Genomic DNA, 12,840 nt, shown 5'->3' with positions numbered 1-12,840 from the left:
AAGATGAGAAATGTAAGAGTTGCAGCCATTCAGATGCAATGCGCTAAGGATGTGGCAACAAATATTCAAACAGCAGAGCGTTTAGTACGTCAGGCTGCAGAACAAGGCGCACAAATTATTCTCTTGCCCGAGTTGTTTGAACGCCCCTATTTCTGTCAGGAACGCCACTATGACTACTACCAGCACGCCCAGTCGGTGACAGACAATACAGCTATTCAGCATTTTAAGGTGATTGCTAAGGAACTACAGGTTGTTTTACCGATTAGTTTCTATGAAAAAGATGGCAATGTCTTGTATAACTCTATTGCCGTTATTGATGCAGATGGGGAAGTGCTGGGCGTTTATCGAAAGACTCACATACCAGATGACCATTATTATCAAGAAAAGTTCTATTTCACACCTGGCAACACTGGTTTCAAGGTCTGGAATACTCGCTATGCCAAGATTGGGATCGGTATCTGTTGGGATCAATGGTTCCCTGAAACAGCCCGCTGTCTCGCATTAAATGGGGCAGAATTGCTCTTTTATCCAACAGCTATCGGTTCAGAGCCAATTTTGGATACGGATAGTTGTGGTCATTGGCAACGTACCATGCAAGGACACGCAGCAGCAAATATTGTTCCAGTCATCGCAGCCAATCGTTATGGCTTGGAAGAAGTCGCTCCAAGTGAGGAAAATGGCGGACAGAGTTCCAGTCTTGACTTCTACGGTTCCTCCTTTATGACGGATGAAACAGGAGCTATTCTAGAGCAAGCTGAAAGACAAGCTGAAGCTGTTCTGTTAGCAACTTATGACCTAGACAAGGGAGCAAGAGAACGCCTAAACTGGGGCTTGTTTCGAGATAGAAGACCAGAAATGTATCAACGAATTACGAACTAGTAGGCAAATCTATATTTACAAATTTTAGAATATCTGACGACTGTCATGATAAAAAAAGCAAATAGCAGTAACTTCTGCCTATTTGCTTTTCTTTTTTATAAAATATATTTCTCAATAGCACGCGCAACGCCGTCTTCTTCGTTGCTTGCTGTAATATCATTGGCAAGAGATTTGACATGATCACTAGCATTTCCCATAGCAATACCAAGGCCTGCAAACTGGAGCATTTCGATATCGTTATTGGCATCGCCCATGGCCATAATTTCTGAGGAATCAATCTGCAAAATCGCTGCTAGTCGTGAAAGAGCAGTAGCCTTTGTCGTTCCAAGTGGCATGGCTTCGTAAATGACAGGCTGTGAACGAACACCGCTAAATCGTTGACAGAGTTCCCCAGAAAAACGCTTCTCAAAATCGTCTGTTTGGCTCTCTGTCCCCAAAAACATCCCTTGGAACATACGGTACTTGCCACTAGTCGCTTCCTCAATAGAAATTTCAGTCAGGTCTGAAAAGACGAGCTTGGCATCATTTTGAACGATTTGATTAGGTTTGCCACCGAGGACAAAATAATGCTCCTCATCAAAAAGAGTCAACTGGACGTTGCTTTTTTCTGCTAGGTCATAGAGATATTCGATGTCAGCTGGACTAAGTTCTTGCCAGTCAACTAGACTCCAGTCGCTGGTCTGATGGGTTGAACAACCGTTATTGACGATGACATACTCATTCTGGAGGTCAAGTCCTAGTTTTTTATAGTAGGGGAGGACACCGAAAAGCGGGCGACCCGTACAGAGAACCAATTTGACCCCTTTTTCGATAGCTTGGTGAATGGCAGTAATGTGGGCTTGTGGGATTTCCTTGGCTTCATTGAGGAGGGTTCCATCCATATCCAAGGCTAGTAGTTTAATCATAAGACTTCCTTTTCTATGTGTTTTGCTTTTATTATAGCATATAGACTATGAAATGTCCGACAGAATTATAACATTTGACTTTCCTTTTCTTGAAAAAGAAAATAAAATCTTATATAATATGTATACTTAATATTTAAGGAGAAAAAATGTCAAAGTATCACTTTAATTCAATTTACAAAAATGATGAAACAGAATCTACAGGCCTTCTTTTCATCAAAATCTACAACAAGTGGGAAAGCAATTTAAAAAGAGTTTTGAAATCGGTTGGTCTTACTTTGCCTCAATTTATCGTTTTAACCTCGCTCTTGTTTTTGTCTAATAGAGAAAAATATGTAACGCAAGTTGATATCGCTCGGTTCACTGGTATGGATGTCATGACGGTTTCCCAGATTGTTAGACTACTGGAGAAGAAGGACTACATTAGACGTGATCAACATCCAAAGGATAGTCGGGCAAAACTTGTCTCAGTGACGAAGTCTGGCGCGGAGAAGGTCAATCAAGCTTTACCTTTAGTAGAAGGTGTTGATGAAGAATTTTTTGAAAAACTATCTAACGATAGAGAAGTTTTTAATCGCATGTTGGTAGAGTTGGAGGAAAAAAATGCCTAGATATTGGGTTGGAGTTGTTTCAAAGAACCATGTTTTAAGAGGAGTTGAGGGAAATTTTTGTCAGGTCTGTCATGGAAAGGGCGGCCCCTTAAACCGTATGAAAAAAGGTGACTATCTTTTATACTATAGTCCAAAATACGATATGAATGGTCAAGATAAGTTACAGGCTTTTGTGGCCGTAGGTAAAATTATAGATGACAAAGCCTATCAAGTAGAGCAATTTGAAGGATTCTTTCCCTTTAGACGAAATGTCGAGTATTATCTGCCAGTCAAAGATTGTTCTATAGAAATAGCCAGACAACATCCTGAATGGAGAGACTATACTTCTCGACTTCGTTATGGACATTTTGAAGTTTCCAAAGACTTTTTCCTCTATATCTTTCAGCATATGAAAGTGGATGATGAAGCATGATTGATTTGCTAGTTAAATGATTATCAACAAGAATTTTGGATTTGGACTGTGAAGCGAACTTTGCTATAATAGAGTAAGAAACTTTGATAAACCAAACGAGGCAGAGATGAAATTACTTTATACTGATATTCGGACTTCTTTAACAGAAATCCTAACCAGAGAGGCGGAGGAGCTAGTTGTTGTGGGCAAGCGGGTCTTCTACATCGCCCCCAACTCTCTTTCATTTGAAAAGGAACGCGCCGTGCTGGAATGCTTGTCCCAGCAGGCTTCTTTTGCGATTACCGTCACGCGCTTTGCTCAAATGGCTCGTTACCTGATTTTGAATGACTTGCCTGCCAAGACTAGTCTAGATGACATCGGTCTTGGGATGGCCTTTTACAAATGCCTCACCGAACTTGATCCCAGGGACTTACGTGTTTATGGAGCTATCAAGCAGGATCCTCAATTTATCCAGCAGTTGATTGAATTGTACCACGAGATGACCAAAGCTCAGATGACTTTTTTGGACTTGGAGAGTTTGACGGATGAGGACAAGAGGGCCGATTTAGTCTTGATTTTTGAGAAGGTAACGGCCTACCTCAATCAAGGTCAGTTGGCTCAGGGAAGTCAGTTATCCCATTTGATTGAGGCTATTGAGAATGACAAGGTAAGTAGTGATTTTACTCAAATAGCCTTGATTATTGATGGATTTACCCGTTTTTCTGCTGAGGAAGAGCGAATTGTGGACCTACTTCATGGTAAGGGTGTTGAGATTGTCATTGGAGCCTATGCTAGTAAGAAAGCCTATACTAGCGCTTTTAGCGAAGGCAATCTCTACCAAGCCAGTGTGGAGTTTCTCCATCATCTAGCCTCTAAATACCAAACTCCTGCTCTGGATTGTTCTCAAACTCATGAAAAGATGGATAGTTTTGACAAGGCCTCTCGATTGTTGGAGTCTTCTTATGACTTTTCAGAACTCACTTTGGAGGTCGATGATAAGGACCGGGAAAATCTTCAAATCTGGTCTTGTTTGACACAAAAGGAAGAGTTGGAGTTAGTTGCCCGTAGTATCCGTCAGAAATTGCATGAGAACTCCGACCTGAGTTACAAGCATTTTCGTATTCTCTTGGGAGATGTGTCTTCTTATCAATTATCCCTTAAAACTATTTTTGACCAGTATCAGATTCCTTTCTATCTTGGTAGAAGCGAATCCATGGCCCATCATCCCTTGACACAGTTTGTCGAATCTATTTTAGCTTTGAAACGCTATCGTTTCCGTCAGGAAGATTTGATTAATCTCCTCAGAACTGGTTTATATACTGACCTTAGCCAAGCGGATATTGATGCTTTTGAGCAATATATCCGTTATCTTGGTATCAATGGCTTGCCAGACTTTCAGCAAACCTTCACCAAGGCCCACCATGGAAAATTTGATTTAGGGCGTTTAAATGCTCTTCGTCCGCGTATTTTAGCACCACTTGAAACCCTGTTTTCCAGTCGAAAACAGAAGGCTGAAAATCTCTTGCAAAAGTGGAATGTCTTTCTAAAAGAAGGAGCGGTGACCAAGCAACTGCAAGATTTGACAGCTACTATGGAAACTCTTGAACAAGAAAGACAAGCTGAAGTTTGGAAGGCATTCTGTCATGTTTTAGAACAATTTGCTACAGTTTTTGCTGGTTCACAGGTTAGTCTAGAGGACTTCCTAGCCTTGCTTCATTCCGGTATGAGTCTATCTCAGTATCGCACCATTCCAGCGACAGTAGACACCGTTCTGGTGCAGAGTTACGATTTGATTGCGCCCTTAACGGCTGACTTTGTCTATGCCATTGGGCTGACTCAGGACAATTTACCAAAAATCGCGCAGAATACCAGTCTTTTGACAGACGAAGAAAGACAGAGCCTAAACCAAGCGACAGAAGAGGGAGCACAGTTACTGATTGCCAGCAGTGAGAATCTCAAGAAAAATTGCTACACTATGCTTTCCTTGGTTAATTCTGCTCGTAAAGAGTTAATCTTGTCAGCTCCAAGCCTTTTTAATGAAAGTGAAAGTAAGGAATCAGCCTATCTTCAAGAACTGGTCCATTTTGGATTTAGCAGGAAAGAGAAGAGGATGAATCACAAGGGGCTGTCTAAGGAAGATATGGGATCCTATCACAGTCTTTTGTCCAGTCTGGTTTCTTATCACCAGCAGGGGGAGATGAGCGATACTGAGCAAGATTTGACCTTTGTTAAGGTTCTGGCGCGTGTCATGGGTAAAAAACTAGAACAGCAAGGTCTGGAAAATCCAGCCCTCCCAACCAGTCCAAGCAGTAAGCAGTTGACCAAGGATACCTTACAGGCTCTCTATCCTACTGATCAGGAGTTTTACCTCTCTACCTCTGGTTTGACGGAATTTTATCGCAATGAATACAGTTATTTCCTCCGCTACGTTTTAGGCTTGCAAGAAGAATTACGTTTGCGTCCTGATGCTCGTAGTCACGGAAATTTCTTGCACCGTATCTTTGAACGGGCCTTGCAGTTATCTGATGAAGACTCCTTTGACCAACGTTTAGAACAAGCTATCCAAGAAACCAGTCAAGAACGCGAATTTGAAGCTATTTATCAAGAAAGTTTAGAAGCCCAATTTACCAAGGAAGTTCTGCTTGATGTAGCACGGACGACCGGACATATTCTCCGCTATAATCCAGTTATTGAAACCATCAAAGAAGAGGCAAATTTTGGTGGAAAAGACCAAGCCTTTATTCAATTGGACAATGGTCGGAGTGTCTTTGTACGAGGTAAGGTTGACCGCATTGACCGCTTGAAAGCTGATGGGGCGATAGGAGTAATAGACTACAAGTCTAGTCTAACTCAGTTCCAGTTTCCTCATTTCTTCAATGGCCTCAATTCCCAGTTACCAACCTATCTAGCTGCCCTAAAAAGAGAAGGGGAGGAGAACTTTTTCGGTGCCATGTACTTGGAAATGGTTGAGCCTGTTCAATCTCTGATGGCCGTTAAAAGTCTGGCAGGTGCAGTAGTAGAAGCCAGCAAATCAATGAAATACCAAGGGCTCTTTTTAGAAAAAGAAAGCAGTCATTTAGGTGAATTTTACAATAAAAACAAGGCTAATCAGCTGACGGATGAGGAATTCCAGCTCCTACTGGACTACAATGCCCAACTTTACAAGAAAGCAGCTGAGAAGATTTTAGAAGGTCAGTTCGCCATTAATCCTTATACCGAAAATGGCAGAAGTATTGCACCGTATGTTCAGCAACATCAGGCTATTACAGGATTTGAAGCCAATTACCACTTGGGTCAAGCCCGTTTCCTAGAAAAGTTGGCCTTAGCTGATGGCAAGCGTCTGGTCGGAGAAAAACTCAAGCAAGCTTGGTTTGAAAAAATAAGAGAGGAGTTGAATCGATGAAGCCTATTCCCTTTTTAACTGAGGAGGAAATTCAAAAACTGCAAGATGCAGAAGCAAATTCGAGCAAGGAACAAAAGAAAACTGCTGAGCAAATTGAAGCCATCTACACTTCTGGTCAGAATATCCTTGTCTCAGCGTCTGCTGGTTCTGGGAAGACTTTTGTCATGGCCGAGCGTATTCTGGATCAGTTAGCTCGTGGTGTCGAAATTTCTCAACTCTTCATCTCAACCTTTACCGTTAAGGCAGCCACTGAGCTTAAGGAACGTTTGGAGAAAAAAATCAGCCAACAAATCCAAGAAAGCGATGACGTTGACCTCAAACAACACTTGGGTCGCCAGTTGGCAGACCTACCCAACGCTTCCATTGGTACCATGGACTCTTTCACACAAAAATTCCTTGGCAAACATGGCTATCTGCTTGACATTGCGCCTAATTTTCGTATTTTACAAAACCAAAGCGAGCAACTCTTTCTAAAAAACGAAGTCTTTCATGAGGTATTTGAAGCTCATTACCAAGATAAACATAAAGAAAAGTTTAGTCATTTGCTGAAAAATTTTGCTGGACGTGGAAAAGATGAACGGGGTCTGCGCCAGCAAGTCTACAAAATTTATGACTTCCTCCAATCCACCAGTAATCCTCAGAATTGGCTGAGTGAATCTTTCCTTAAAGGCTTTGAAAAAGCTGATTTTACCAGTGAAAAAGAAAAACTGACTGAGCAGATCAAACAATCCCTTTGGGATTTGGAAAGTTTCTTCCGTTATCATCTGGATAATGATGCCAAGGAGTTTCCCAAGGCTGCTTATTTAGAAAATGTTCAGTTAGTTCTGGATGAAATTGGCTCCTTAAATCAAGAGTCCGATAGTCAGGCTTATCAGGCAGTGCTTGCGCGTGTTGTCTCCATCTCTAAGGAGAAAAACGGCCGAGCTCTGACAAATGCCAGTCGCAAGGCTGATTTGAAACCACTGGTCGATGCCTACAATGAAGAGAGAAAGACCCAGTTTGCTAAACTAGGACAACTAGCAGACCAGATAACCATTCTCGATTATCAAGAACGTTATCATGGAGACACTTGGGAGCTAGCTAAAACCTTCCAGTCTTTCATGAGTGATTTTGTGGAAGCTTATCGTGAACGCAAACGCCAGGAAAATGCCTTTGAATTCGCTGATATCAGCCATTACACCATTGAGATTTTAGAGAATTTTCCGCAAGTCCGTGAGGCTTATCAGGAGCGCTTCCATGAAGTCATGGTTGATGAGTATCAGGATACCAACCATATTCAAGAACGGATGCTGGAATTGCTGTCTAATGGTCACAATCGCTTTATGGTGGGAGATATCAAGCAGTCCATCTACCGTTTCCGTCAGGCAGACCCGCAGATTTTCAATGAGAAATTCCAACGCTATGCGCAAGATTCCAAAGAAGGAAAGCTGATTCTACTCAAAGAAAATTTCCGTAGTAGTTCAGAAGTGCTATCAGCAACCAATGATGTTTTTAAACGTCTCATGGACCAAGAGGTCGGTGAAATCAACTATGACAGCATGCACCAGCTTGTTTTTGCCAATACCAAACTGACTCCCAATCCAGATAACAAAGCAGAATTTCTCCTCTACGACAAGGACGATACAGGTGAGGAAGAAGAGAGTCAAACAGAAACGAAACTAACAGGCGAAATGCGTCTGGTTATCAAGGAAATTCTTAAACTCCATAAGGAAAAAAGTGTTGCTTTTAAAGAAATTGCCCTTCTGACCTCCAGTCGCAGTCGTAATGACCAGATTCTCCTCGCCCTGTCTGAGTATGGGATTCCAGTCAAAACTGACGGAGAGCAAAACAATTATCTCCAATCCCTAGAAGTACAAGTCATGCTAGACACCCTTCGTGTCATTCATAATCCCCTGCAAGACTATGCCTTGGTTGCTCTTATGAAGTCTCCAATGTTTGGCTTTGATGAGGACGAGCTAGCACGTTTGTCCCTCCAGAAAGATGAGGACAAAGTCCACGAAAATCTCTATGAGAAACTAGTAAATGCTCAAAAACAGGCAAGCAGCCAGAAAAACTTGATTCACTCGGCTCTAGCTGAGAAACTAAAGCAATTCATGGATATCTTGGCTTCTTGGCGCTTGTATGCCAAAACCCACTCCCTCTATGACTTGATTTGGAAGATTTACAACGACCGTTTTTACTACGATTATGTTGGGGCTTTGCCAAATGGTCCTGCTAGACAGGCCAATCTCTATGCCCTAGCACTGCGTGCTGATCAATTTGAAAAGAGCAATTTCAAGGGCTTGTCTCGTTTTATTGGTATGATTAACCAAGTTTTAGAAGCCAAGCACGATCTTGCAAGCGTGGCCGTCGCACCGCCAAAAGATGCAGTAGAGCTCATGACTATCCACAAGAGTAAAGGACTAGAGTTTCCTTACGTCTTTATCCTCAATATGGATCAAGATTTCAACAAGCAAGACTCTATGTCAGAAGTCATTCTCAGTCGTCAGAATGGTCTTGGTGTCAAATATATTGCCAAAATGGAGACAGGAGCAGTGGAAGATCACTATCCTAAAACCATCAAGCTCTCTATTCCTAGCCTGACCTATAGACAGAACGAAGAAGAATTACAGCTGGCAAGTTATTCAGAGCAAATGCGTCTGCTGTATGTTGCCATGACGCGAGCTGAGAAAAAGCTTTATCTTGTCGGTAAGGGTTCTCGTGAAAAGCTGGAAGCCAAGGAATACCCAGCAGCTAAAAATGGAAAACTAAATAGCAACACTAGACTGCAAGCCAAGAATTTCCAAGATTGGATTTGGGCTATCAGTAAAGTATTTGCCAAGGATCATCTCAACTTTAGCTATCGTTTTGTTGGTGAAGATCAGCTGACCAGAGAAGCTATCGGAGAGTTGGAAAACAAGAGCCCTCTACAAGATAGCTCCCAAGCAGACAATCGTCAGTCAGAAACCATCAAAGAAGCCCTTGAAATGCTGAAAGAGGTGGAAGTATATAATACTCTTCACCGTGCAGCCATTGAACTTCCTAGTGTTCAAACCCCAAGTCAAATCAAGAAATTCTACGAACCAGTTATGGATATGGAAGGTGTCGAGATTGCAGGTCAAGGCCAGTCAGTAGACAAGAAAATCAACTTTGATTTGCCAGATTTTTCAACCAAAGAAAAGGTAACAGGAGCTGAGATTGGTAGTGCTACCCACGAACTCATGCAGAGAATTGATCTCAGCCAGCGACCAACGCTTGCTAGCCTGACAGAAACTCTCAAACAAGTTCAAACCAGCCCAGCTGTCAGAGACAAGATTAATCTTGCTAAAATTCTTGCATTCTTTGACACAGCACTCGGTCAGGAAATTCTCGCTAATAGCAACCATCTTTATCGCGAGCAACCTTTCTCCATGCTCAAACGAGACCAAAAGAGTCAGGAAGACTTTGTTGTCCGTGGTATCCTTGATGGCTATCTACTTTACGAAGATAAAATCATTCTGTTCGACTATAAGACAGACCGCTATGATGAGCCAAGTCAACTCATTGCTCGCTATCATGGTCAGTTAGCCCTTTATGGAGAGGCCTTATCACGAGCCTATTCGATTGAAAATATTGACAAATACTTGATTTTACTCGGTAAAGACGAGATTCAAGTTGTAAAAGTATAATCTAGAAAGGAGACCTCATGACACTTCCAGTTAGAAAATCCCTGCACGATGCGGTTTTACAGGCTTCAAAAGCTAATACTTGGGAACAAGCTACCAAGGAATGGAATGAAGTTTCCTTGATTTTTAACGGTATCGGCCGTAGCAATTGTGTCTGTGGAAATGCCATCAAGTACGCCTACGAACTCTTTAACGGTGTCACAGGTCAACGCCTCTTTCCGATTGGTAGCGACTGCGTCAGACACTTTCATCGATTGACCCTTGACCAGCAATTGGAGGAGGAAGAAAAACTACTCAGAAAGGTTGAAAATCTGACCAGAAAAGCCCAGAAAAAGGAAAAAATCAAGGTCAATAAGAGTGACTTTGACGAGCGTCTTCTGAAGTGGCTCTGGGAAAAAGGTGTTTTTAAACCCAATCGTGGCAATCAATTTACACCTGAGAGAGACTACCAACTCTTCCTAGAAGTCTTTCAGGGAGGCAGTTGGACCAAGGCTGAGCCAAAGAAAAAGGCTCGCATGGAAGAAGTTCTTGAAAAGTGTATCAAACCCTTTTTACTAGGAAAACCAGATGACCAACTCTACCTTGTCAAGCTAGGAAAGGAAAAAATCGACTACGAACAAGAACTACGTATCCAGGCAGAGAAAGAGCGTAAGAAAAGAGATAAAATCGCCAAGCAATATGCAGACAATCTGGTCCTAGCCATGGGACCAGCAGAGCGTGCTTATCAGGATTACTTTGGCTTTACAGAAACTCTTACCCAAGAAGAACGCAAGTGGGAGAAAATACTTTTTGGTAAAAATCGAACAGAACGGGCTATCAAGGCCAAACAATACCAAAAAGAGCTGGAAAAAGACCAACGAATAGCCAGTCAGGATCCAATTGAAAGAAAGCAGAAGCAAACCTGGCTCCTCAATTCCTATTTTCGTGAGCTTCCTGAAGAAAAATCTAGATTTGCTCGGCTTTTATTAGAATATCGAAAAAGCGGAGAAGTGCCCTTTTCAACTGAATACCTGTCCGACCATCTGCTCGACTTTTTCTATAAAATGAAAGCCTTTGAGTTTGAAATCTCACCAGAACAAGTCCGCGATTTTCTAAAAGAAAGCCTCCAGGCAGAACAAATCTCCTCAGCACAAGAAAGCTGGATAGAAGGAATTCTAACAAATTGTATAGTCCCATTTTTATCTCGAATACTCATCTAAAACTAAATATATAAGACATAGCATTTTATATAAAGTTAATATATAAATTAGGTGGATTTAAAATCAGTCTTCCTTTATAAAGTAGCTATTACAAACAAAAGCTTATGCAAAAAAGAGCAATTTATGATAGAATAGAGGATAAGAAAGAAAACGTTTTTACAATTTTTTCAATCCGAAGGAGATATATTATGGCTACTATTCAATGGTTTCCTGGTCACATGTCTAAAGCGCGTCGACAGGTGCAGGAAAATTTAAAATTTGTTGATTTTGTGACGATTTTGGTGGATGCACGCTTACCTCTATCTAGTCAAAATCCTATGTTGACCAAAATTGTTGGTGACAAACCAAAACTCTTGATTTTAAATAAGGCAGACTTGGCTGACCCAGCAATGACCAAGGAATGGCGCCAGTATTTTGAATCACAAGGAATTCAGACGCTAGCTATCAACTCCAAAGAGCAAGTGACTGTAAAAGTTGTAACAGATGCGGCCAAAAAGCTCATGGCGGATAAGATTGCTCGCCAAAAAGAACGTGGCATCAAGATTGAAACCTTGCGTACCATGATTATCGGGATTCCAAATGCTGGTAAATCCACTCTTATGAACCGTTTAGCTGGTAAGAAAATTGCTGTTGTCGGCAATAAACCAGGTGTGACCAAGGGGCAACAATGGCTCAAAACAAATAAAGACCTTGAAATCCTGGATACACCGGGGATTCTCTGGCCTAAGTTTGAGGATGAAACTGTTGCGCTTAAGTTGGCCTTGACCGGAGCTATTAAAGACCAGTTGCTTCCTATGGATGAGGTAACTATTTTTGGCCTGAATTATTTCAAAGAACATTATCCAGAAAAGTTGGCTGAACGCTTCAAACAAATGAAAATTGAGGAAGAAGCGCCTGTTATTATTATGGATATGACCCGTGCCCTCGGTTTCCGTGACGACTATGACCGTTTCTACAGTCTCTTCGTGAAGGAAGTCCGTGATGGCAAACTCGGTAACTATACCTTAGATACATTGGAAGACCTCGATGGCGACGATTAAAGAAATCAAAGAACTCCTTGCTACTGTCAAGGACCTTGATAGCCCTATTATTTTAGATCTTGAAAAGGATAATCGCTCTGGAATTCAAAAGGAAATCAGCAAGCGTAAAAAAGCTATTCAGGCAGAATTGGATGAGGATCTTCGTTTGGAATCCATGCTTTCCTACGAAAAAGAACTGTATAAGCAAGGATTGACCATGATAGCAGGTGTTGACGAGGTTGGTCGTGGTCCTCTTGCTGGTCCTGTAGTCGCTGCAGCAGTTATTTTACCTAAAAATTATAAAATTACAGGCCTCAACGACAGCAAGAAAATTCCTAAAAAGAAACATCTGGAGATTTTCCAAGCAGTTCAGGACCAAGCCTTATCAATCGGGATTGGTATCATGGATAATCAGGTCATCGACCAAGTCAATATCTATGAAGCAACCAAACTGGCCATGCAGGAAGCAATCTCTCAGCTCAGTCCTCAACCTGAGCACCTTTTGATAGATGCCATGAAGCTGGATTTACCCATTTCACAAACATCTATCATCAAAGGAGATGCAAACTCTCTCTCTATCGCCGCGGCTTCTATAGTAGCCAAGGTGACACGTGATGAATTGATGAAAGAATTCGACCAGCAATTTCCCGGCTATGATTTCGCTGCTAATGCAGGATATGGAACAGCTAAACACCTGGAAGGACTGAAAAAACTAGGAGTTACCCCAATTCACCGAACCAGCTTTGAACCCGTTAAATCACTGGTTTTAGGAGAAAAAGAAAGTTAAGTTAG

9 protein-coding genes are annotated in these 12,840 nt (G+C 41.8%); 8 read left to right on the top strand and 1 reads right to left on the bottom strand.

Annotation, left to right across the window (positions count from 1 at the left end; all coding sequences use genetic code 11):
• Positions 1-3: 3 nt before the first annotated feature.
• Positions 4-879, top strand: a complete 876-nt coding sequence (gene aguB, locus HMPREF2764_RS04575) for an N-carbamoylputrescine amidase (protein WP_070527540.1) — start codon at positions 4-6, stop codon at positions 877-879.
• A 95-nt stretch (positions 880-974) separates the two neighbouring features.
• Here aguB and HMPREF2764_RS04570 read toward each other — a convergent pair whose 3' ends face one another.
• Positions 975-1,784, bottom strand: coding sequence for a Cof-type HAD-IIB family hydrolase (locus HMPREF2764_RS04570; RefSeq protein ID WP_070527537.1), 810 nt, complete (start codon positions 1,782-1,784; stop codon positions 975-977).
• Between the two features lie 146 nt (positions 1,785-1,930).
• On the opposite strand from HMPREF2764_RS04570, the gene HMPREF2764_RS04565 reads away from it, so the two are divergent.
• The 7 genes from HMPREF2764_RS04565 (at position 1,931) to HMPREF2764_RS04535 (ending at position 12,835) form a co-directional block, all read left to right on the top strand.
• Positions 1,931-2,392, top strand: a complete 462-nt coding sequence (locus HMPREF2764_RS04565) for a MarR family winged helix-turn-helix transcriptional regulator (RefSeq protein ID WP_070527533.1) — start codon at positions 1,931-1,933, stop codon at positions 2,390-2,392.
• Entirely contained in the window at positions 2,385-2,804 is a 420-nt protein-coding gene (locus tag HMPREF2764_RS04560) for an EVE domain-containing protein (protein ID WP_049484456.1), read from the top strand. The genes HMPREF2764_RS04565 and HMPREF2764_RS04560 overlap by 8 nt, the downstream gene beginning before the upstream one ends.
• 106 nt (positions 2,805-2,910) lie before the next feature.
• Positions 2,911-6,186: an ATP-dependent nuclease subunit B gene (gene rexB, locus HMPREF2764_RS04555; RefSeq protein WP_070527530.1), complete on the top strand. Its 3,276-nt coding sequence runs from the start codon at positions 2,911-2,913 to the stop codon at positions 6,184-6,186.
• Entirely contained in the window at positions 6,183-9,833 is a 3,651-nt protein-coding gene (gene addA, locus HMPREF2764_RS04550; RefSeq protein ID WP_070527527.1) for a helicase-exonuclease AddAB subunit AddA, read from the top strand. Before rexB ends, addA begins: the two co-directional genes overlap by 4 nt.
• A 17-nt stretch (positions 9,834-9,850) precedes the next feature.
• Entirely contained in the window at positions 9,851-11,029 is a 1,179-nt protein-coding gene (locus tag HMPREF2764_RS04545; RefSeq protein WP_070527524.1) for a hypothetical protein, read from the top strand.
• A 188-nt stretch (positions 11,030-11,217) separates the two neighbouring features.
• Complete coding sequence (ylqF, locus tag HMPREF2764_RS04540; protein WP_000201307.1) at positions 11,218-12,069, top strand: ribosome biogenesis GTPase YlqF; 852 nt, start codon at positions 11,218-11,220, stop codon at positions 12,067-12,069.
• On the top strand, positions 12,056-12,835 hold the full coding sequence (locus HMPREF2764_RS04535) for a ribonuclease HII (protein ID WP_070527519.1): 780 nt from the start codon (positions 12,056-12,058) through the stop codon (positions 12,833-12,835). Before ylqF ends, HMPREF2764_RS04535 begins: the two co-directional genes overlap by 14 nt.
• Positions 12,836-12,840 lie beyond the last annotated feature (5 nt).

Source organism: Streptococcus sp. HMSC073F11 (assembly GCF_001810785.1).
Lineage (GTDB): Bacteria > Bacillota > Bacilli > Lactobacillales > Streptococcaceae > Streptococcus.
The sequence above is the reverse complement of the archived record's forward strand: the minus strand, read 5'-3'. Positions and strand labels throughout refer to the sequence as shown.

Bases quoted from the DNA above. Each gene is read 5' to 3' on its own strand.
- aguB (WP_070527540.1), top strand. From the start codon at position 4: ATGAGAAATGTAAGAGTTGCAGCCATTCAGATGCAATGCGCTAAGGAT.
- HMPREF2764_RS04570 (WP_070527537.1), bottom strand. From the start codon at position 1,784: ATGATTAAACTACTAGCCTTGGATATGGATGGAACCCTCCTCAATGAA.
- HMPREF2764_RS04565 (WP_070527533.1), top strand. From the start codon at position 1,931: ATGTCAAAGTATCACTTTAATTCAATTTACAAAAATGATGAAACAGAA.
- HMPREF2764_RS04560 (WP_049484456.1), top strand. From the start codon at position 2,385: ATGCCTAGATATTGGGTTGGAGTTGTTTCAAAGAACCATGTTTTAAGA.
- rexB (WP_070527530.1), top strand. From the start codon at position 2,911: ATGAAATTACTTTATACTGATATTCGGACTTCTTTAACAGAAATCCTA.
- addA (WP_070527527.1), top strand. From the start codon at position 6,183: ATGAAGCCTATTCCCTTTTTAACTGAGGAGGAAATTCAAAAACTGCAA.
- HMPREF2764_RS04545 (WP_070527524.1), top strand. From the start codon at position 9,851: ATGACACTTCCAGTTAGAAAATCCCTGCACGATGCGGTTTTACAGGCT.
- ylqF (WP_000201307.1), top strand. From the start codon at position 11,218: ATGGCTACTATTCAATGGTTTCCTGGTCACATGTCTAAAGCGCGTCGA.
- HMPREF2764_RS04535 (WP_070527519.1), top strand. From the start codon at position 12,056: ATGGCGACGATTAAAGAAATCAAAGAACTCCTTGCTACTGTCAAGGAC.